Here is a 19,842-nt window from a genome sequence, read left to right as displayed (position 1 = left end):
GTGCTTACATCTCCAGGAAGTTCTTGAGCAATTTCGCGCCGGCCGTGCCCGAGCGTTCCGGGTGGAACTGCACGCCGTAGAAATTGTCTTTTTGTACCGCAGCCGTGAACGGCTCGCCGTAGCTGGCCTGTGCGATAGTGCTTGAGCAAACCGGCATCGCATAACTGTGAACGAAATAGAAATACGCACCGTCTTCAATGCCCCGGAACAGGCGGTCGCCTGCTTTCGGATAGACGCGGTTCCAGCCCATGTGCGGCAGCGGCAGGCCGTGGTCGGTCATTTTCAGTACCGGTTCATCGATGATGCCCAGGGTTTTTACGCCCTGGTTTTCGTCGCTGTGGCTGCCCAGAATCTGCATGCCCAGACAGATGCCCAGCACCGGCTGGGTACAGGCCTGAATCAGCTCGATTAAATCGCGCTCGCGGATCTGATCCATCGCGGCCTGCGCGGTGCCGACGCCTGGTAAGAACAATTTATCGGCACGTAAAACCGTATCCGCATCACGACTGACAACCGGATCGTAGCCAAGTCTTTTTATCGAGGATTTTACCGACAGCAGGTTAGCGCAGCCGGTATCGAGGATCACCACGTCCATCACAGCACCCCTTTTGAGGAGGGTAGCGTATCGCCTTCAACGCGAATCGCCTGGCGCAGCGTGCGGCCAAAGACTTTGAACAGGCTTTCGACGCGGTGGTGGTCGTTTTTGCCCTTGGTCTTCAGGTGCAGCGTGACGCCCATGGTGTAAGAGAGCGAGCGGAAGAAGTGTTCGACCATCTCGGTGCTCAGGTCGCCCACGCGCTGGAAGTTATATTCGGCTTTATACTCCAGGTGCGGACGGCCGGAGATATCCAGCGCGCAGCGCGCCAGGCATTCGTCCATCGGCAGGGTGAAGCCAAAGCGGGTAATGCCGCGCTTATCGCCAAGCGCGATTTTCAGCGCCTCGCCCAGCGCCAGGCCGGTGTCTTCCACGGTGTGGTGATCGTCAATATACAGATCGCCTTTAACGCTGATCTCCATACGGAAGCCGCCGTGGGTAGAGATCTGGTCAAGCATATGGTCGAAGAAGCCGACGCCGGTATTGATCTTGCTGCCGCCTTCGCGATCCAGCCAGACCTGCACGTCGATCTGCGTTTCTTTGGTGGCGCGTTCGACGTGCGCGTAGCGGTCGCGTTTGGTTAGCTGCTCGCCGATTGCCGGCCAGTTCAGCGTCTCAGCGTTATAACGCAGCCCCTGAATGCCCATATTTTCCGCCAGCTCAATGTCCGTTGCGCGGTCACCAATCACGTAGCTGTTTGGCTTATCCAGCACGCCTTCTTCGAGATAACCCTTCACCATAGCAATTTTCGGCTTGCGGCAGTCGCACTCATCCGCAGGCAGATGCGGGCAGATCAGCACGTCGTCAAACGTCACGCCCTGCGAGGTGAACACCTGCATCATCAGGTTATGCGGGCCGTCAAAATCGGCCTGCGGGAAACTTGCCGTGCCCAGTCCGTCCTGATTAGTGATCATCACCAGCCTGTAGCCAGCCTTTTGCAATTGCAGCAGGGCCGGGATCACGGCTGGTTCAAAGGCCAGTTTGTCCATGCGATCCACCTGGAAATCAGAAGGTGGTTCGGAAATTAAGGTGCCGTCGCGGTCGATAAATAAAATTTTCTGGCTCACACAGCCTCCGTGGCCGTCAGGCCGGGTTGTTGGCGCAGCGCGGTGAGGGCGCGCTCGCACTCGGTACGGGTGCCAACGGTGATCCGCAGGCAGCCGCTTAACGAGGGTTGTTTATTCTGGTCGCGTAAGATAATGCCCCGATCCCACAAAGATTTAAATACCGCGCTGGAGGCGGTTATTCTCGCCAGCACGTAATTGGTCTCTGAGTCGAAAACTTGTTCAACGCAGGCGGTTTCTCGCAGTCCGGCAATCAGATACTGACGGATGAGCAGCACTTCCGCCACGCGTTCACGCATTGCGTTGATGCCCTGCGGGCTTAACGCCTGAGCGGCTATGTCCGCAACCGGCGTGGACAGGGGATAAGGTGCGATAACTTTCATCAGCAGATTGATGACTTCTTCAGCGGCGATGGTAAAACCGCAGCGCAGACCAGCAAGAGCAAAGGCTTTTGAGAGCGTGCGCAGCACGACTAAATGCGGATACTCTTCCAGCCAGCCCGTCAGCGTCGCCTGCGGGCAAAATTCGATATAGGCTTCGTCGGCAACGACCAGCGCCTTGCCACGCGCCATCTCCAGCAGTACACGGAAGTCCTGCGGATTGATGAGCTGCCCGGTTGGGTTATTCGGGCTGCAAACGTAAATCACCTTTACGCCTTCGATTTGTTCCGCGATGCCCGATAAATCCAGCTGCCAGTTTTCAAGCGTCGGCACCGTGCGGCACTCAACGTTAAACGCTTCGGAGCTGACGCTGTACATGCCGTAGGTTGGCGGGCAATACAGCACGGCGTCTTTACCCGGTTCGCAGAAGGCGCGGATCAGCAGTTCGATGCCTTCGTCTGCGCCACGGCTGACGAGAACCTGCTCCGGTTTCACGCCCGCGTATTCGGCATAGCGCTCAATCACCAGCTTTGGCTGGCACTCCGGGTAACGGTTCAGCGTTTGCTGGGTCAGTTCGAATTCAACCGCCGTCGGATATTCGTTGGCGTTCAGCCAGACGTCGCCGTTGCCGCCCAGGCGGCGGGCCGACTGGTAAGGGGTCAGGGCGCGAACGTTCGCGCGGGCTAACTCTTCAATGCTCATAGCATCTCCTCGTTTTTATTACGGTTCAGTGCGGCAACGCGCAGGGTCACGGCGTTTTTGTGGGCGTCCAGCAGCTCGGCGGCGGCCAGGGTTTCAATCGTTTTCGCAAGGCTTGCAAAACCCTGGGGTGTGAGCTCCTGCACGGTCATGCGCTTCTGGAAATCCGCCAGGCCCAGGCTGGAACAGGTGGCGGTATAGCCGTAGGTCGGCAAGACGTGATTGGTCCCTGAAGCATAGTCTCCGGCAGATTCCGGCGACCAGTCGCCCAGGAACACGGAACCGGCGCTGGTGATGCTGTCTACCAGGTCTCGGGCGTTGCGGGTCTGAATAATCAGGTGCTCAGGCCCGTACTGGTTAGAGATCTCAATACACTGTTCCAGCGAGCTGGCAACAATCAGGCGGCTGCTTTCCAGCGCCTTGCGGGCCGTTTCCGCACGGGGCAGGGCGGCGAGCTGACGTTCTACAGCTTCGGCGACGGCTTGCGCCATGGCGGCATCCGGCGTAAGCAGAATGACCTGGGAATCCGGGCCGTGTTCCGCCTGGGAAAGCAGGTCAGAGGCCACGAAATCTGGCGTTGCGCCGCCGTCGGCGATCACCAGCACCTCAGATGGCCCCGCTGGCATGTCGATTGCGGCTCCATCCAGACGCTGGCTTACCTGGCGTTTGGCCTCGGTGACAAAGGCGTTCCCCGGCCCGAAGATCTTATCCACTTTCGGGATGCTTTCAGTGCCAAGCGCCAGGGCGGCAATGGCCTGCGCGCCGCCAACCTGAAACACTTCCTGTACGCCGCAAAGCTGCGCGGCATAAAGGATTTCATCGGCAATCGGCGGAGGCGAGCAGAGGACAACTTTTTTACAGCCTGCAATACGGGCAGGAGTCGCGAGCATCAACACGGTAGAAAACAGCGGTGCGGAACCGCCGGGGATATACAGACCAACGGAGGCAACCGGACGAGTGACCTGCTGGCAGCGTACGCCCGGCATGGTTTCAATGTCGACGGGGGCGAGCTGCTGCGCAACGTGGAATTTTTCGATGTTGGCAACGGCAACCGCCATCGCCTCTTTAATTTCCGGCCCCAGACGCGCCACGGCTGCGGTGATCTCCTGAGCGGTGACTTTCAGCTGCTGAACTTCAGTTTTATCAAATTTCGCGCTGTATTCGCGCAGCGCCTGGTCACCGTTGCTTTTAACATTATTGAGAATCTCAGCTACCGTGCGCGTGATGCTTTCAGAGGCTGAAATCGCCGGACGGGTCAGCAACGCCTGCTGCCCGGCCTTATCGCATTCGTTCCAGTGAATTACCGTGTTGAAGGTCGACATGGGCTTACTCCATCATCTTCTCAATTGGCAGCACGAGGATGGAGCTGGCGCCCAGCGCTTTGAGCTTCTCCATGGTTTCCCAGAACAGCGTTTCGCTGCTCACCATGTGCATGGCAACCCGCTGCTGGTCACCCGCCAGCGGCAGAATGGTCGGGCGCTCGGCGCCGGGCAGCAGGGAGATAATTTCGTCCAGACGCTCGCTCGGCGCGTGCATCATGATGTATTTGGATTCGCGGGCCTGAATGACGCCCTGGATACGGGTCATCAGCTTGTCGATGAGCTGCTGTTTTTCAGTCGACATTTCGCCGTCGCGCTGAATCAGGCAGGCTTTAGAACGGTAGATAACTTCCACTTCGCGCAGGCCGTTGGCTTCAAGCGTGGCACCCGTTGAGACCAGATCGCAGATCGCATCGGCAAGGCCTGCGCGCGGCGCAACTTCAACGGAGCCGTTCAGCAGGCAGGATTTGAACTGCACGCCTTTCTCATCAAGGTAGCGCTTCAGAATGTGCGGGTAAGAGGTAGCGATACGTTTGCCGTTAAGGGAGGCAGGGCCGTCCCAGGGTTCGTCAACGGATACCGCCAGCGAGAAGCGGCAGCCGCCGAAGTCCAGACGACGCAGGGTGAAATAGCGCGGGTCTTCGCCCTGAGCGCGACGGTTCAGCAGCTCTTCTTCAAGGACGTTTTCACCAATAATGCCCAGGTCGACAACGCCGTCCATCACCAGGCCCGGAATATCGTCATCACGCACGCGCAGAATATCAATCGGCATGTTCTCGGCCAGGGCGATCAGGCGCTGGGTGTGCAGGTTGATTTTAATGCCGCAGCGCGCCAGTAATTCGCGTGAATCATCGCTTAAACGGCCAGACTTCTGCATAGCTATGCGTAAACGTTTGTTATCTAACATTGGTGATACCCCTTATCCATTCCTGTCTGACGTCCAAAAAAAAGCCCCCGGAAGAAATCTTCCGGGGGCTTATTCACACGTTTATGCGCCACTGGAAGATCTTTTCGTCTCCCAGCACACATCGCCTGAAAGACTAGTCAGGATGATGGTGATGATGATGGCTTGCAGTCTGAACGCGTGTCATAAAATACTCGTATGAATGTTTATTCATGGTGTGCTTTTACCGTAAACCAGATGCAGCACCGAGTGCAAGGGCTTTTTTCCTTCTGGGTTAATATTATGTTTAGTCGTGGTAATTGTCAGTTCTGCCAACCTGGCGTAGCCTTAATCAAGGGCTGTCAAACAGCGCAGATGAATATGCTGCACGCCAGGAGATAAGGCATGAAAAAGGTTGCGATTGTCGGGTTAGGGTGGTTAGGAATGCCGTTGGGACTGTCATTATCAGCGCGGGGCTGGCAGGTCGCAGGAAGTAAAACGACGCTCGATGGCGTGGAGGCAGCCCGCATGTGCGGCATCGACGGCTACCATCTTGAGCTGACGCCGGAGCTGGTCTGTGACAGTGACGATCTTGATGCGTTACTGAACGTCGATGCGCTGGTGATGACTCTTCCTGCACGCCGGACTGGTGAAGGTGACGATTTTTACCGGCAGGCAGTGCAGCAGATTGTCGACAGTGCGCTGGCGCACCAGGTCCCACGGATCATTTTTACCAGCTCAACGTCTGTCTATGGCGACGGGGAAGGGATGGTGAAAGAGAGCTCTCCTCTCAACCCGGTTACGGCCAGCGGCCGCGTGCTGAAAGAGCTGGAGCAGTGGCTGCATGATTTACCCGGAACGTCGGTGGATATTCTGCGTCTGGCTGGGTTGGTGGGGCCTGAACGTCATCCGGGGCGCTTCCTGGCGGGTAAAGCTGACGTCGCCAACGGCGGCCACGGCGTCAATCTGGTTCACCTCGAGGATGTGATTTCAGCAATTACGCTGTTGTTGCAGGCCCCAAAGGGCGGACACATCTATAATTTATGTGCGCCCGATCATCCTTCTCGCGAAGAGTTTTATTCGCAGATGGCGCGCCAGCTGGATCTGGCCGTACCGAGTTTCCGTACTCAGCAGGCTGCCGGGCGTGGAAAACTGGTGGACGGCAGCCGAATTTGCAATGAACTCGGATTTGAATACCAGTATCCAAATCCTTTAGTGATGCCTATGCAATAGCGCAGCGGGGGGCATTGCTCGTTATCGTCGAGGCGAGTATGAAACCATTGCTGGATGTACTGATTATTCTCGACGCCCTGGATAAAGAAGGGAGCTTTGCTGCGGCGGCAACGAAGCTCTTTAAAACTCCCTCCGCGCTCAGCTACACCGTTCAGAAACTCGAAAACGATCTCAATATTCAGATACTGGATAGGACGGGGCACCGCGCCCGCTTCACCCGCACCGGCCAACTGCTGCTGGAAAAGGGCCGTGAAGTGCTGCATACCGTCCGCGAGCTGGAACAACAGGCCATCAAGCTTCATCAGGGCTGGGAAAACGAGCTGGTGATCGGCGTCGATGACTCCTTTCCTTTTTCGCTGCTGACGCCGCTTATCGAAGCGTTCTACAAAAGCTACAGCGTGACGCGGCTGAAATTCATCAACGGCGTGCTGGGCGGCTCATGGGAAGCGCTGACGGAGGGGAGGGCCGATATTATCGTCGGCGCAATGAGCGACCCGCCCTCGTTAAGTGGCTTTGGCTTTACGCTGCTGGGTCAGCTGGAAATTGTCTTTGTCGTCGCTCCTCATCACCCTCTCGCCGAAGCGGAAGAGCCGCTCACCCGCCGAATAATCAAACGCAGCAGGGCCGTCGTCGTCGGCGACACTTCTCGACTTGAACCTTCCCGCGCGATGCACCTGCTCGAAGACCAGGAAGCCATAACGGTCTTTGATTTCAAAACCAAACTTGAGCTGCAAATCAGCGGGATCGGCTGCGGCTACATGCCGCGCTACATGGCTCAGCGGTTTATCGAAAGCGGCGTGCTGGTGGAAAAACAGGTTGTCTCCCACGTGCCGTTTGTACCGGTCTGGATTGGCTGGAACGAACAAACAGCAGGGCTTGCCAGCGAGTGGTGGCGGGAACAGATCGTTGCCAGCCCGGAGATCGCCACCGTCTACGGCACCGCTAAATAATACTTCCGGGTGAGTGGCAGACCCCTGGACGGACATCTATTGTTAAAAGTGGATCGATATATCTTCTGACAATGTCTTCGCGTTTAAATTTTCTCCTCTGCTTTGTTTTGCAGAGGTTTTTTGTGCGCAAGGAGTCCGTATGAAGCAAACCAATCAGCAGTGGCAGTCGCGGCGTGAGCAGGCCGTCCCGCACGGTGTCGGTAACTCACTGCCTGTCTATATAGAAAAAGCTAAGAACGCGGAACTGTGGGACGTCGAGGGAAAGCGTTACATCGACTTTGCGTCGGGTATCGCCGTTCTGAATACCGGACATAACCATCCGGCGGTCATCGAAGCGGTTCGCCAGCAGCTGGAGCAGTTTACCCATCCCTGCTTCCAGGTCACGCCTTACGGGAACTACATTGAGCTGGCAGAACGCCTGAACGAGCTGGCCCCCATCAGCGAGCCTTGCCAGACGCTCTTCCTGACCACGGGGGCTGAGGCTGTCGAAAATGCGATTAAAGTCGCAAGGGTTGCCACAGGGCGTTCTGCTGTTATTGCTTTCCGTGGCGCATTCCATGGGCGCACCCTGCTTGGTATGGCGCTGACCGGCAAAGTTCAGCCCTATAAGAAAGGATACGGTCCGTTCCCGGCAGGTATTTACCATGCGCCTTATCCAGCCGCCTATCTTGGCGTGACCGATACCCAGGCGCTGGCTTCGCTGGCGGGGATTTTTGCGGCGGATGTCTCTCCTGATGACGTGGCGGCAATTATCATCGAACCGGTGCAGGGAGAAGGGGGATTCTACGCGGCGTCCCCGCAATTTATGAAGCAGCTCCGCGCCCTGTGCGATAAGCACGGGATTGTGCTGATTGCCGATGAAATCCAGAGCGGCTTCTGCCGCACCGGCAAAACGTTCGCCATCGAGCACAGCGAAGTGGAACCCGATCTGATTACTATGGCGAAAAGCCTGGCTGGCGGCTTCCCGCTTTCCGCAGTGGTGGGTAAGAAATCCCTGTTCGATAAAGCACTGCCGGGCGGACTGGGCGGAACCTATGCCGGGTCACCGGTGGCTATTGCCGCGGCGCTGGCAGTTATGGATATTATTGAGGAAGAAAATCTTAACGAACGCGCTCTGGCAATAGGGGAGCAAATCACCTCCAGACTGCAGCAAATGGCAGAGAAATTTGACTGCATTGGCGATGTCCGTGGGCAGGGTGCAATGATCGCCATGGAGCTGGTGGAAGGGCGGGACAGCCACCGTCCTGACAAGGAGCTAACCGCAGCGCTGGTGCAGGAGGCAGGCCGTCAGGGCCTGGTGCTTTTGTCATGTGGCGTGCGGGGAAATGTCATCAGGTTTTTAGTGCCATTAACCGCTGAAAAAGAAATTGTGAATCAAGGCCTCAACATCTTGTCATCCTGCCTCGAATTGGTGCAAAATACGCGCCTCACTAAATGAGATTAAAAAACCGACGTTAAACGCGTCGGTTATTTTTTTGCATTGAGTTCAAGCAGTCAAACAGGCATCCGCCAAAAAAACCAAGAGGCCGGGCTTCGTACCGGATAGATACTAGCTTTTAAAAAACGACAGTCGTGTCGCCGAGGAAATTAAGATGGGGCAGTTTTTTGCTTTTGCGCATGCATTCGCCGTTTGGGGGAATGACCATGTCGCTTAACGTCACCGCAGGTGCAAATTCACGTATCGAACTCCGTAAGAGCCTGACGCTCATTCCGGTAGTGATGATGGGTCTGGCTTATATGCAGCCTATGACGCTTTTCGATACATTTGGTATTGTATCTGGCCTTACCGACGGACATGTCGCGACGGCTTACGCGTTTGCCCTTGTGGCAATTTTGTTCACCGCGTTAAGTTACGGAAAGCTGGTACGCCGTTTCCCGTCAGCGGGTTCTGCGTATACCTACGCTCAGAAAGCTATCCACCCGGTGGTCGGCTTTATGGTGGGCTGGTCCTCGCTGCTTGATTACCTCTTCATGCCGATGATCAACATCCTGCTGGCCAAAATCTATTTCGAAGCTCTGGTGCCGTCGATTCCGTCATGGATCTTCGTCGTGCTGCTGGTGGGCTTTATGACCATCTCCAACCTGCGCGGCATCAAAACCGTGGCAAACTTCAACAGCCTGATCGTTGTATTGCAGATGGTTGTGATGGTGGTGATTACCGGTCTGGTGATTTACGGCGTGGCAAACGGCGAAGGTGCCGGCACGTTGACCAGCACCAGACCGTTCTGGTCGGAACACGCAAACGTGGTGCCGATGATTACCGGTGCGACCATACTCTGCTTCTCGTTCCTTGGTTTTGACGGCATCAGCTCGCTGTCCGAAGAGACCAAAGACGCAGGCCGTGTGATCCCGAAAGCGATTTTCCTGACTGCCCTGATTGGCGGCGTGATCTTCGTTGTGGTTTCCTACTTCCTGCAGCTGTACTTCCCGGATATCTCACGCTTCCACGATCCGGACGCGTCACAGCCAGAAATCATGCTTTTCGTGGCGGGTAAAACCTTCCAGTTTGGCATCCTGATTTTCTCCTGTGTGACCGTACTGGCATCGGGCATGGCCGCACACGCTGGCGTTTCTCGCCTGATGTACGTGATGGGCCGCGACGGTGTATTCCCGGAGCGCTTCTTCGGCTACATTCACCCGCAGTGGCGTACCCCTGCGCTGAACGTAGTGCTGGTGGGTATCATCGCGCTGTTCGCCATCAAGTTTGATTTGGTGACCGCGACCGCGCTGATTAACTTCGGTGCGCTGGTGGCGTTCACCTTTGTGAACCTGTCGGTGATTTCCCAGTTCTGGATCCGTGAAGGCCGCAACAAGTCTATCAAGGACCACATCAACTATCTGGTGCTGCCAATCTGCGGCGCGCTGACCGTAGGTGCACTGTGGATTAACCTGGAAGAGAGCTCAATGATTCTGGGCCTGATCTGGGCGGCAATCGGCCTGACTTACCTGGCCTTCGTCACTCGTCGCTTCCGTAACCCGGTGCCGCAGTTCAACGAAGATTTAGCGTAACATTAAGCTGAATACGAAAAAGGCTCCCAAAAATGGGAGCCTTAGATTGCTGACAAAGAAGGAAAAAGCGTGGTTTTTCCTTCTTTGTGGATAGCTGCCGAAAATCAATGAATTGATTTTCCTTGTTATTTATTCGGTGAGATCTTTTCGAATTCCTTTCGGTTTAGGTTTGTCATCAGTCTGAGGCTCCCAAAAATGGGAGCCTTTTTTTGTATTCATGACCCGTCCTGCGGTAGGCCGGATAAGCGTCAGCGCCATCCGACAGGATCCTCACCCCACTAAAAACTGCGCATACTCAAACAGCGCTTTAAGCAATGCCGTCTTCTCTTTATCCCCTTCATGCAGATTATAGAGCGCCTCCAGTTCAAGGGCGTACGCCTGCAACGCCTCCTGAGACAGCACTTCCTGACGATGGGCTAACCAGCGCTGCTGCTCCGCTTCATCCAGCGTGCCGGGGAAGTTACGCGCCCGGTAGTTGAACAGGAGTTTCTCGATACGCTTATCGACAAAAGAAATGTCCAGCGCCGGAAGGTTCTGCGGCTCCGTCTGCAGCACGATACGCATGGCGGCACGGTCGGCATCGCTGAAGAAACCGTTGTAGATTTGCGCATCCACGTTATCGGAAGGCACAAACGGCTCGGCTTCGGCAAAAATCGCCACCGCTTTCTCACGCACGCCGGGGTGCTCACGCAGCAGTTTGAGGTTGTTCAGGCACTGCTGGCGGTCGATACCCAGGCGTTCCGCATCTTCCGCGCGCAGCGTGTTGGCCACCGCCAGCACAGGGCATTTATTCAGATGAACGAGCTTGATGGGCACCGCCGCCACATCGCCAAGCGCTGCCTTTGGCGTGTACAGCCGCTCGCGAAGCGTATCGGCATCCAGCTCCAGCAGGGGGGAGATGTCGCCAGCAAGGTCGACCATAATCACCGCGTTGCGGTTTTCAGGATGCCATGCCAGCGGAGCAATCCAGCTCGTATTACCGCGCCACGCGCCAAACATACCGGAAACGTGCACCAGCGGCTTCATCTGGGGGATATCAATCAGCGTCGTCAGCTTTTGCTTCGAGCGGTGGCTGTAGAGATAGTCAAACAGGCGGGGCTGGCGAGTTTTTACCAGTTGGGCCATAGCGATCGTGGCGTAAACGTCTGACATCGCATCGTGCGCGTTGGCATGCTCAATGCCGTTGGCTTTCGTTAAATGTTCCAGGCGGAAGCTCGGCAGCCCGTCTTCGTTTTCCGGCCAGACGATGCCTTCCGGGCGCAGGGCGTAGCAGGCGCGCATGACATCCAGCAGGTCCCAGCGGGAGTTGTCGTACTGCCAGGCCCAGGCGTACGGATCATAAAAGTTGCGGTAAAAGATATTGCGGGTGACTTCATCATCGAAACGAACGTTGTTATAGCCCACCACGCAGGTTTTTGGCACGGTAAAAATGTCGTGAATGCGTTTCGCGAACGCGGCTTCGTTCTCACCTCTCGCCAGCGCGACCTGCGGCGTGATACCGGTGATCATGACCGCTTCCGGCTGGGGCAGGTAATCATCCGCTGGCTTACAGTAAAAGACCTCAGGTTCACCTATGACGTTGAACTGGTCGTCGGTACGAATGGCGGCAAACTGTGCCGGACGGTCAAGGGAAGGGCTTTTACCGAAGGTTTCATAATCATGAAACAGGAATGTAGGGAGCGATGCGGTTTCAGACACGGAAGTTACCATTAAGCTGAAAAAAGTCTGGCTCAATGGTAACTCATTTGCTAACGCATCAGAAGTAAACCTACCGTCAGGGCGCTTCGCGCTTCGCGCTGCGGCTGCGCTGCCGGATTGCCAATCATGCGTTTTCCCAGGGCAATCCCCGGCTTTTCAACTTTATGGTACAGCCCCAGGGCAATCAGGTAGGTCACAGGCAGGCACAAACAAGCTGCCGCCATAAAACGGACAAAGGAGGGGAGATGGCTAAAGGCCGTCGTCTGAACCAGCAGACCGATGACAGGGATGACGATCATCAGGTGCAGCAGATAGACAGAATAAGAAACGTCACCAAGGAACAGGCTGACCGGGCGCGTCAGCAAATAACGTGGGTAGTTGAAGAGTTCTGTCAGCCGGGTGCGTTTCTGCGGCTGCCACAGCAGGCCTGTCATACCTGCAATGAGCAGGCATTCCATTATCAGGCGCAGATGATTTTCAGCGATGCGCATTTGCCAGGCAACCACCGGGGCCAGCAGCGCCAGGCCCATATAGCGGATTTGCCTGTGTCGTATCGCTTGTGAAATCAGCATCCCGGCGAGGAAAAGCGGGAGTTTAATCAGGATCATCGACGGCATTGGGAAGGCGTTGAAATAGTCAGGCAGCAGCCAGCGCGCCGCCAGGCAGAACAGCATCAGCATCACGGCGCTGATGGCAAAGCCAAAACGCATAATAATCAGCATGATGAACGGGAAAATCAGGTAGTACTGCATCTCGAGCCCGATACTCCAGTCTGGTAATACCGTGCGGTAAGATAAGCTGGGGATAAGGCCAAACACGAAAGTTAAATGGCTAAAAATATTGATTAAGGAGCGATCTGCATAGCGGCTGCTTAACGTCGTTGTTGTCGGCCAGGCGTTGGAAATTATTTCGCGCATTTCACCAAACCAGGCCCCAAATATGAGTGCCACAATCAGCAGTAAATAATACAGAGGGGCGATACGGAATAAACGTCTTAACCAAAACTTTTGCCAGGTATTTACGCTATTCCAGGGTTCTTTTTCGGCGCGCTCCTGATAATTTTTCGCCATCAGATAACCCGACAATAAGATAAACAAATCCACACCCATTCCTGGATCGTAAAGCAACGGGATAGGGCATTGCGTGAGCAGGCAAATATGCCCGAGCAGCACCCATAGCGAGGCAAACCCTCGTAAACCCTCAAGTTCCGGCGTCCAGCTCTTACTTTGCACCATTCGGGTACCTTCAGAATAAAAATTACGCAAACGCGCAAGATATAAATGAATAGAACAGCTGGCAATAAGAGGAGTGAGAGTAATAAGTATTATCAGAAAATACGGAGGTGACGGTGCAATGGATCACTGGTGCCCTTAATTGGATAGAGAAAATGTCATATTTCCTTGCAATTTTTCTGCGCAAAAAAAATCGATTTCCCGTAAAACGAGCCGCTGAAAATATGTTTCCGAGGATATCCCGTTGAAAACCCGCCTGCTGCTCGCACTGAGTCTGTTCACAGTGTCAGCTCATTCTGCCTTTGCTGGTAACACCTTCGCTTCCTGGCCTCAGCCGCCGCAAATTCAGGCAGGATCGTGGGTCTTAATGGATTACACCACCGGTCAGATCCTGACGGCAAACAATGAGCATGTTCAGCGCAATCCGGCGAGTCTGACTAAGCTTATGACCGGGTATGTGATTGACCGCGCCATTGACAGCAAGCGCATCAGTGGTGATGACATCGTTACCGTAGGTAAAGACGCCTGGGCGAAGGGCAACCCTGTCTTTGACGGCTCATCGCTGATGTTCCTCAAGCCCGGCGACAAGCTGAGCGTTCACGATCTTAGCCGTGGCCTGATTATCGATTCGGGTAACGATGCCTGCGTGGCGCTTGCTGATTACGTGGCGGGCGGTCAGCCTCAGTTCGTGGCGCTGATGAACAAATATGTGGCTAAGCTCGGCCTGCGGGATACGCATTTCGAAACGGTTCACGGTCTGGATGCGCCAGGCCAGCACAGTTCGGCTTACGATCTTGCCGTTCTGTCCCGCGCCATTATTCATGGCGAGCCTGAGTTTTATCATATGTACAGTGAGAAGAGCCTCACCTGGAACGGCATTACCCAGCACAACCGTAACGGGCTGCTGTGGGATAAAAAGCTCAACGTCGACGGCCTGAAGACCGGCCATACGGCCAGCGCCGGCTTCAACCTGATTGCTTCCAGCGTGCAGGGCCAGCGCCGTCTGATTGCCGTGGTGATGGGAGCCGAAAGCTCCAAAGGTCGTGAGGAGCAGGCCCGCAAACTGCTGCACTGGGGCCAGGACAATTTCGATACGGTGCAGATCCTGCACAAAGGTAAAAAAATTGGCACCGAACATATCTGGTACGGTGACAAAGAGACGGTGGATGTCGGGCCTGGACAGGATGTTTATCTGGCGCTGCCAAAATCAGAAGTGCCAAATATCAAGGCCAAATACGTGCTCGATCGCCAGGATATGGAAGCGCCGCTGGCGGCAAATAAACGCGTGGGTGAGATTGAACTCTTCGATCGCGATAAGCTCATTGCCCACTGGCCGCTGGTGACGCTAAACGAAGTGCAGAAGGGCGGCACGTTCTCACGCCTGAGCGACTACTTACACCGCAAGTTTTGATTTCCCCTGAGAAGGAATGGCGGGTGGGGAGCGATCTCCACCCGTTTTTTTATCTTTTTTAAACGCGATCCTGCTCGCATATTACTCTTAAATGATTAACGGACGGATACGCTACGGACGAATGGTGGTGTATAAATATACAGTTAATTAATCCGATGAGGAGAGGCTATGGAATTCACGATAAAGCAGGTTACGCAAAAGAAAGTCGCCGGTTTTCATATGGTTGGCCCATGGGAAAAAACGGTTCATCAGGGATTTGAGCAGCTCGGTATGTGGATACGAGCCCATCAGGTACCTGAAACTGAATGGCTCGCCGTCTATTACGACAATCCTGAAGTTGTACCGGCAGAAAAACTGCGGTGTGACACGACTATCGCCATCGCCGAAGACTTTGAGGTGCCAGAAAACAGCGAGGGCGTGATCACCACCCATATCGAAGGCGGGCAGTACGCCGTGGCTCGCGCCAGAGTGGAAGACAACGATTTCGCAAAACCATGGAACCTGTTCTTTGAAAAACTGCTGGCTGATTCGCGCTATGCAGTGACTGGAAAACCGTGTTTTGAGCACTACCTGAACGACGGAACGCAAAGCGGCGCGTGGGATATCGATATGTATATCTCCGTTTCCAGTAAAAATTGATATATTGCCGATAAAAGCAAGCGCATTATTACGCTGTAGATTGATCTAACCCAAACACCCGAAAGCCACGTATTTCGGGTGTCTGGCTTTCCTCTGTTACAATTACGCTTTTCGTTTCTGGAGACGGGTGTGCGCCCCGATAAATCACTCAGCCCCCTTGAAATGCGTGTCTACGGCCATTACCGAACGGTGCATGGCATCCGCATCGCTTTAGCCTTTGTGCTTACTTTTCTTATCGTGCGCCTGCTGGACGTGCCTGAAGGCACCTGGCCATTGATTACGCTTGTCGTCGTGATGGGGCCTATCTCTTTCTGGGGCAACGTGGTTCCCCGCGCGTTTGAGCGCATCGGCGGCACGATATTTGGTGCCGCGCTCGGGCTGGTCGCGCTACGCCTTGAACTTTATTCACTGCCGTTGATGCTCATCTGGTGCGCCGTTGCCATGTTCTTGTGCGGGTATCTGGCGCTAGGCAAGCGGCCCTATCAGGCTCTGCTGATTGGTATTACCCTTTCCGTGGTCATTGGTGCCCCCGCGGGCAATATGGAGCTTGCGCTCTGGCGAAGTGGCGACGTCATTTTTGGTTCGCTGCTGGCGATGCTTTTCACCAGCATCTATCCTCAACGGGCGTTCATCCACTGGCGAATCCAGATGGCAAACTTTGTCACCGCTTTTGGCCGTATCTATAACGCTGGCTTTTCGCCCAATTTGCTTGAGCGTCCGCGCCTTGAGAAACCGCTGCTTAATATTCTCAATGACGTGGTGAAAATGCGTTCGCTGATAGGCCCTGCCAGCAAAGAGACGCGTATCCAGAAGTCTATTCTTGAAGCGATTCAAAAAGTTAGCCGCAATATGATCTGTACGCTAGAGCTGCAAATTAATGCCTGGTGGGCTTCGCGTGCCAGCCACTTTTTGATGATCAATGCCCGTACGCTGCGCGACACGCAGCAAATGACGCAAAAGACATTGCAGGCCATTGCCCTGGCCTTACAGGAGGGGAATCCGTCCCCCATTGCGGCCAATACAGAAAAGCTCTCCGAAATTACCAGCGAACTCCGGCTGCTGATGCAGGAGGGGCAGGGTAACGCGCTACAGGAGACGCCGATTCACGGTTATGTGTGGTTGAGTCTGGAGCTGGCCCGCCAGCTGGAATTACTGTCGCAGCTCATCTGTCGGGCGCTCAGAAAATAGTGCGCAAACATCAGCTTTTACAATGCTGGTTTCGATTCAGCACTATTTGAGGTTAAGATAGGGCAAGCGACCGATAAATTATTGTCAACGGCAGCCGCTACCACTATGGTGGCTGTTGTCTTAATGAATCCGAGTATGAATTAGCAGGGGTGTAAAAATGGAAAATATTAAGCCTTCATTCCAGGACGTTCTGGAATTTGTGCGTCTGTTCCGCCGTAAGAACAAGCTGCAACGTGAAATCCAGGACGTTGAGAAAAAGATCCGCGATAACTCAAAACGCGTTCTGCTGCTGGACAACCTGAGTGACTACATCAAGCCTGGTATGAGCATCGAAGCTATCCAGGGTATCATTGCCAGCATGAAAACCGACTATGAAGACCGCGTGGATGACTACATCATCAAGAACGCTGAGCTGTCTAAAGAGCGTCGTGAAATTTCCAAAAAGCTCAAAACTATGGGCGAGCTGAAAGCAGACTAAGTTCTGCTGTTCTGAAGTCTTTAAAACCGCCGGTCCGGCGGTTTTAGATGGCTGACAAAGAAGGAAAAAGCGTGGTTTTTCCTTCTTTGTGGTAAGCAGGCGAAAATCAATGAATTGATTTTCCTGATTATTTATTCGGTGAGATCTTTGCGAAATTCATTCGCTTTAGGTTTGTCACCAGTCTGAAACCGCCGGTCCGGCGGTTTTTTTACGTCTGCCTTTCAAACCTTCTATTAAGGAGTCGGGATGTCTGCCGCTGTCATGATTCAGGGAACCGCATCTGATGTAGGGAAAAGCGTGCTGGTGGCCGGTCTGTGCCGTATTTTTGCCCAGGATAGTCTGCGTACCGCGCCTTTTAAATCGCAAAACATGGCCCTTAACTCAGGGATTACGCCAGACGGCAAAGAGATGGGCAGGGCGCAGATCTTCCAGGCCGAAGCGGCTGGTATTGCGCCGGACGTGCGCATGAACCCCGTGCTGCTTAAACCAACCAGCGATTGTCAGGCGCAGGTGGTGCTGATGGGGAAGGTGGCCAGTAACATGGACGCGGTGAGCTACCATAATTACAAACCGCAGCTCCGTGCGCAGATCCAACAAACGTACCAGTCCTTAGCCTCTGAATATGACGTTATGGTGCTGGAAGGGGCGGGCAGCCCGGCGGAAATCAACCTTCGCGACCGCGATATCGTCAATATGGGGATGGCGGAGCTGGCCGAATGCCCTGTCATTCTGGTGGCGGATATCGACCGGGGCGGCGTGTTTGCGGCGATCTACGGTACGATTGCCCTTCTTCTCGCGCATGAAAAATGGCGTGTGAAGGGCGTCATCATCAATAAATTTCGGGGCGACAAAGCCCTGCTCTATTCGGGCGTTGAGCAAATCGAAGCGCTCACCGGCGTGCCGGTGCTGGGCGTCATGCCGTGGCTGAAGGTCGATCTGGAAGATGAAGACAGCGTGGTGCTTGAACGCGGTAAATACGACGAAATCACGCCCAAAGATATCGACGTGGTGGTCATTCAGCTGCCGTACATGTCTAATTTCACAGATTTTAACGCGCTGGCTGCCCAGCCGGACGTGCGCCTGCGCTACGTTACCCAACCTCATGAGCTAGAGAACTGCGATCTCATCATCCTTCCCGGCAGCAAAAACACCTTAAGCGATTTGCGGTGGCTGCGCGAGCGAGGGCTGGAGCCAACATTACATGCTCATCATCGCTCCGGCGGCATGGTTGTGGGGATTTGCGGCGGCTACCAGATGCTTGGCAGGCATATCTACGATGGCGTGGAGTCCGGGCTGGCTGAAATGCCGGGTGTTGGGCTGCTGGATGTGACGACCCATTTTGCCAGCGTGAAAACAACCACTCGCGTGGTGGGGCAGACGCTGCCAGGCGGTATTAGCGCAGAAATGGCTTACGATATTGCAGGCTACGAAATCCATATGGGTGAAACGCAGCGCGGGCCGCATGTCCGGCCTTTCGCCCGGCTGGAGGTCTGCAACGCCCAGCCTTACGACAGCCTGGACGGCGCTACAGATGAGTCAGGAAACGTTCTGGGAACCTATCTGCACGGCATATTTGATAATGGGGAGTTTACCCGGGCGCTCATCGACAATCTGCGTGTTCGTAAGGGGCTTGCGGCATGGAGCGGCGAGCGGTTTGATTATAGCAGCAGCAGTTCGACATCCTTGCCAGCGCAATGCGCGAGAATATCGATATTGCGCGTATTTATCAGATTATGCATGAGCACCAGGAGCAACCATGTACCTGATTACCGGCGGCGCGCGCAGCGGCAAAAGCAGCCATGCCGAGCGGCTCGTTTCTGCCAGTGAGCGCGTGCTTTATATCGCCACCTCAAAAATCCTCGACCCGGAGATGGCGGAGCGCATTGCCCACCACCGCGCTTCACGTCCCGCGCACTGGCGCACCGTTGAACAATATCGTGGCTGGCAGTCCCTGATTGGCCCGGATAACGATCCGGGTGAGGCAATACTGCTGGAGTGCATCACTACGCTTATCACCAACGTCATGTACGACGCCGCGAACGGCGTGCCGGAAGAGGAGTGGGAGTTCGGCTTTTTAGAGCAGCAGGTCAATCAACACATTGATGGGCTGCTTGCTGCCTGTGCGACTTGTCCGGCGCCGGTGTATCTGGTGACCAATGAAGTGGGGATGGGCATCGTGCCGGAGAACCGTCTGGCACGGTATTTCCGGGATATTGCGGGTAGGGTAAATCAGCGTCTGGCAGCGCAGGCCGAAGCGGTCTGGCTGGTGGTCTCAGGGATAGGAGTGAAAATAAAATGATCTTCCGTTTGTTCTTCGCCATGCTGCAGTTTATGAGCCGTTTACCGGTGCCAGGCCGCTGGTCGCAGGGGCTTGAGGTTAACCAGTACGTGCGCGGTATTATCACCTTCCCCTTCGTCGGCCTGCTGTTGGGCAGTCTTGCCGGCCTGGTCTTTATGGTCCTGCAACCCTGGAGCGGCCTGCCGCTGGCAGCGCTGGGCTATGTTCTGGCGCTGGCTTTGCTGACCGGGGGCTTTCATCTCGACGGCCTCGCCGATACCTTCGACGGCGTTTTTTCGGCCCGAACCAGAGAAAAAATGCTGGAGATCATGCGCGACAGCCGCCTTGGCACGCACGGTGGCCTGGCGCTGATCTTCGTGCTGTTTGCTAAGGTGCTGCTGGTCAGCGAGTTATCTTTACGCGGTAACAACATGCTCGGCGTGCTGGCTGGGGCTTCGGTCGCGGGAAGGGCTGCCTGCGTGATGCTGATGTATCGTCAGAAATACGCCAGAGAATCCGGCATGGGCAACCTGTTTATTGGCAAGGTCAGCGGGATGCAGACAGCCGTCACGCTGGCGTGCGGAGCGCTTTTGTGCGTCCTGCTGGTGCCGGTGGCCGGTATCTGGGCCTTCGCTATTACGCTTGCTGCGATGATGGCATTTGCCTGGGCGCTGCGCCGGACGCTGGGAGGCCATACGGGCGATACGCTCGGTGCGGCTATTGAATTAGGCGAAGTGGTTTTCCTGCTGGCGCTGCTTTAGCGTCCGCTCAACTGTACAGAGAAGA

The 19,842-nt window shown here is 55.1% G+C and carries 19 protein-coding genes, 1 pseudogene and 1 other annotated feature; of the genes and pseudogenes, 12 read left to right on the top strand and 8 right to left on the bottom strand.

Features of this window, described 5'->3' with window-relative positions; genetic code table 11:
* Positions 1–4: 4 nt before the first annotated feature.
* The 6 genes from hisH to hisL all read right to left on the bottom strand — a co-directional run bounded on the left by hisH (position 5) and on the right by hisL (position 5,148).
* A complete protein-coding gene (gene hisH / locus HYQ67_RS14705; protein WP_202304547.1) occupies positions 5–595 on the bottom strand; it encodes an imidazole glycerol phosphate synthase subunit HisH in 591 nt (196 codons plus the stop codon).
* Complete coding sequence (gene hisB / locus HYQ67_RS14700; protein ID WP_202304545.1) at positions 595–1,662, bottom strand: bifunctional histidinol-phosphatase/imidazoleglycerol-phosphate dehydratase HisB; 1,068 nt, start codon at positions 1,660–1,662, stop codon at positions 595–597. Before hisB ends, hisH begins: the two co-directional genes overlap by 1 nt.
* Positions 1,659–2,741, bottom strand: a complete 1,083-nt coding sequence (gene hisC, locus HYQ67_RS14695) for a histidinol-phosphate transaminase (RefSeq protein ID WP_202304544.1) — start codon at positions 2,739–2,741, stop codon at positions 1,659–1,661. The genes hisB and hisC overlap by 4 nt, the downstream gene beginning before the upstream one ends.
* The gene (hisD, locus tag HYQ67_RS14690) at positions 2,738–4,060 is read right to left on the bottom strand and encodes a histidinol dehydrogenase (RefSeq protein ID WP_202304543.1); all 1,323 of its coding nucleotides are present in this window, start codon (positions 4,058–4,060) and stop codon (positions 2,738–2,740) included. Before hisD ends, hisC begins: the two co-directional genes overlap by 4 nt.
* Positions 4,061–4,064: 4 nt before the next feature.
* Positions 4,065–4,964 (bottom strand): ATP phosphoribosyltransferase, encoded by a 900-nt coding sequence (gene hisG, locus HYQ67_RS14685; RefSeq protein WP_202304542.1) that lies wholly within the window; start codon positions 4,962–4,964, stop codon positions 4,065–4,067.
* A 35-nt stretch (positions 4,965–4,999) separates the two neighbouring features.
* Positions 5,000–5,122 (bottom strand) — a sequence feature (His leader region).
* Entirely contained in the window at positions 5,098–5,148 is a 51-nt protein-coding gene (gene hisL / locus HYQ67_RS14680; RefSeq protein WP_202304721.1) for a his operon leader peptide, read from the bottom strand. (Overlaps the previous feature by 25 nt.)
* A gap of 197 nt (positions 5,149–5,345) precedes the next feature.
* Here hisL and HYQ67_RS14675 point away from each other — a divergent pair, with 197 nt between their 5' ends.
* From HYQ67_RS14675 to HYQ67_RS14655, 5 genes are all read left to right on the top strand, one after another.
* The gene (locus tag HYQ67_RS14675) at positions 5,346–6,173 is read left to right on the top strand and encodes an SDR family oxidoreductase (RefSeq protein ID WP_202304540.1); all 828 of its coding nucleotides are present in this window, start codon (positions 5,346–5,348) and stop codon (positions 6,171–6,173) included.
* Between the two features lie 38 nt (positions 6,174–6,211).
* Complete coding sequence (locus HYQ67_RS14670) at positions 6,212–7,123, top strand: LysR substrate-binding domain-containing protein (protein ID WP_202304538.1); 912 nt, start codon at positions 6,212–6,214, stop codon at positions 7,121–7,123.
* Between the two features lie 139 nt (positions 7,124–7,262).
* Positions 7,263–8,561, top strand: a complete 1,299-nt coding sequence (gene gabT, locus HYQ67_RS14665; RefSeq protein ID WP_202304536.1) for a 4-aminobutyrate--2-oxoglutarate transaminase — start codon at positions 7,263–7,265, stop codon at positions 8,559–8,561.
* Between the two features lie 154 nt (positions 8,562–8,715).
* Complete coding sequence (yoeI, locus tag HYQ67_RS24405) at positions 8,716–8,778, top strand: membrane protein YoeI (RefSeq protein ID WP_202304720.1); 63 nt, start codon at positions 8,716–8,718, stop codon at positions 8,776–8,778.
* Positions 8,768–10,132, top strand: coding sequence for an APC family permease (locus HYQ67_RS14655; protein WP_202304534.1), 1,365 nt, complete (start codon positions 8,768–8,770; stop codon positions 10,130–10,132). The genes yoeI and HYQ67_RS14655 overlap by 11 nt, the downstream gene beginning before the upstream one ends.
* A 270-nt stretch (positions 10,133–10,402) precedes the next feature.
* Here HYQ67_RS14655 and sbcB read toward each other — a convergent pair whose 3' ends face one another.
* Positions 10,403–11,842: an exodeoxyribonuclease I gene (gene sbcB, locus HYQ67_RS14650; protein WP_237391262.1), complete on the bottom strand. Its 1,440-nt coding sequence runs from the start codon at positions 11,840–11,842 to the stop codon at positions 10,403–10,405.
* Positions 11,843–11,880: 38 nt separating this feature from the next.
* Complete coding sequence (locus HYQ67_RS14645) at positions 11,881–13,065, bottom strand: acyltransferase family protein (RefSeq protein WP_202304530.1); 1,185 nt, start codon at positions 13,063–13,065, stop codon at positions 11,881–11,883.
* A gap of 241 nt (positions 13,066–13,306) precedes the next feature.
* On the opposite strand from HYQ67_RS14645, the gene dacD reads away from it, so the two are divergent.
* The 7 genes and pseudogenes from dacD (at position 13,307) to cobS (ending at position 19,817) form a co-directional block, all read left to right on the top strand.
* Positions 13,307–14,473 (top strand): serine-type D-Ala-D-Ala carboxypeptidase DacD, encoded by a 1,167-nt coding sequence (gene dacD / locus HYQ67_RS14640; RefSeq protein WP_202304528.1) that lies wholly within the window; start codon positions 13,307–13,309, stop codon positions 14,471–14,473.
* A gap of 168 nt (positions 14,474–14,641) precedes the next feature.
* Complete coding sequence (gene sbmC, locus HYQ67_RS14635; protein WP_202304526.1) at positions 14,642–15,112, top strand: DNA gyrase inhibitor SbmC; 471 nt, start codon at positions 14,642–14,644, stop codon at positions 15,110–15,112.
* A gap of 129 nt (positions 15,113–15,241) precedes the next feature.
* A complete protein-coding gene (locus HYQ67_RS14630; RefSeq protein WP_202304524.1) occupies positions 15,242–16,300 on the top strand; it encodes an FUSC family protein in 1,059 nt (352 codons plus the stop codon).
* A 157-nt stretch (positions 16,301–16,457) separates the two neighbouring features.
* Positions 16,458–16,778 carry a DUF496 family protein gene (locus HYQ67_RS14625; RefSeq protein ID WP_202304522.1) on the top strand — a complete coding sequence of 107 codons (321 nt, stop codon included), beginning with the start codon at positions 16,458–16,460 and terminating at the stop codon, positions 16,776–16,778.
* Positions 16,779–17,024: 246 nt separating this feature from the next.
* Positions 17,025–18,544, top strand: a pseudogene (locus tag HYQ67_RS14620) (cobyric acid synthase).
* Positions 18,535–19,077 carry a bifunctional adenosylcobinamide kinase/adenosylcobinamide-phosphate guanylyltransferase gene (gene cobU, locus HYQ67_RS14615; protein ID WP_202304520.1) on the top strand — a complete coding sequence of 181 codons (543 nt, stop codon included), beginning with the start codon at positions 18,535–18,537 and terminating at the stop codon, positions 19,075–19,077. The pseudogene HYQ67_RS14620 and the gene cobU overlap by 10 nt, the downstream one beginning before the upstream one ends.
* Positions 19,077–19,817: an adenosylcobinamide-GDP ribazoletransferase gene (cobS, locus tag HYQ67_RS14610; RefSeq protein ID WP_202304719.1), complete on the top strand. Its 741-nt coding sequence runs from the start codon at positions 19,077–19,079 to the stop codon at positions 19,815–19,817. The genes cobU and cobS overlap by 1 nt, the downstream gene beginning before the upstream one ends.
* The last annotated feature ends 25 nt before the right edge of the window (positions 19,818–19,842 follow it).

This window comes from Dryocola clanedunensis subsp. sulfonylureivorans (genome assembly GCF_016756775.1).
GTDB classification, from domain to species: Bacteria; Pseudomonadota; Gammaproteobacteria; order Enterobacterales; family Enterobacteriaceae; genus Dryocola; species Dryocola clanedunensis.
The sequence above is the reverse complement of the archived record's forward strand: the minus strand, read 5'-3'. Positions and strand labels throughout refer to the sequence as shown.

Excerpts from the sequence above, each read along its gene's own strand:
- sbmC (WP_202304526.1), top strand. The coding sequence starts at position 14,642 with ATGGAATTCACGATAAAGCAGGTTACGCAAAAGAAAGTCGCCGGTTTT.
- hisG (WP_202304542.1), bottom strand. The coding sequence starts at position 4,964 with ATGTTAGATAACAAACGTTTACGCATAGCTATGCAGAAGTCTGGCCGT.
- cobU (WP_202304520.1), top strand. The coding sequence starts at position 18,535 with ATGTACCTGATTACCGGCGGCGCGCGCAGCGGCAAAAGCAGCCATGCC.
- HYQ67_RS14625 (WP_202304522.1), top strand. The coding sequence starts at position 16,458 with ATGGAAAATATTAAGCCTTCATTCCAGGACGTTCTGGAATTTGTGCGT.
- HYQ67_RS14670 (WP_202304538.1), top strand. The coding sequence starts at position 6,212 with ATGAAACCATTGCTGGATGTACTGATTATTCTCGACGCCCTGGATAAA.
- sbcB (WP_237391262.1), bottom strand. The coding sequence starts at position 11,842 with ATGGTAACTTCCGTGTCTGAAACCGCATCGCTCCCTACATTCCTGTTT.
- gabT (WP_202304536.1), top strand. The coding sequence starts at position 7,263 with ATGAAGCAAACCAATCAGCAGTGGCAGTCGCGGCGTGAGCAGGCCGTC.
- HYQ67_RS14645 (WP_202304530.1), bottom strand. The coding sequence starts at position 13,065 with ATGGTGCAAAGTAAGAGCTGGACGCCGGAACTTGAGGGTTTACGAGGG.
- hisH (WP_202304547.1), bottom strand. The coding sequence starts at position 595 with ATGGACGTGGTGATCCTCGATACCGGCTGCGCTAACCTGCTGTCGGTA.
- hisC (WP_202304544.1), bottom strand. The coding sequence starts at position 2,741 with ATGAGCATTGAAGAGTTAGCCCGCGCGAACGTTCGCGCCCTGACCCCT.
- HYQ67_RS14675 (WP_202304540.1), top strand. The coding sequence starts at position 5,346 with ATGAAAAAGGTTGCGATTGTCGGGTTAGGGTGGTTAGGAATGCCGTTG.
- HYQ67_RS14655 (WP_202304534.1), top strand. The coding sequence starts at position 8,768 with ATGTCGCTTAACGTCACCGCAGGTGCAAATTCACGTATCGAACTCCGT.
- hisD (WP_202304543.1), bottom strand. The coding sequence starts at position 4,060 with ATGTCGACCTTCAACACGGTAATTCACTGGAACGAATGCGATAAGGCC.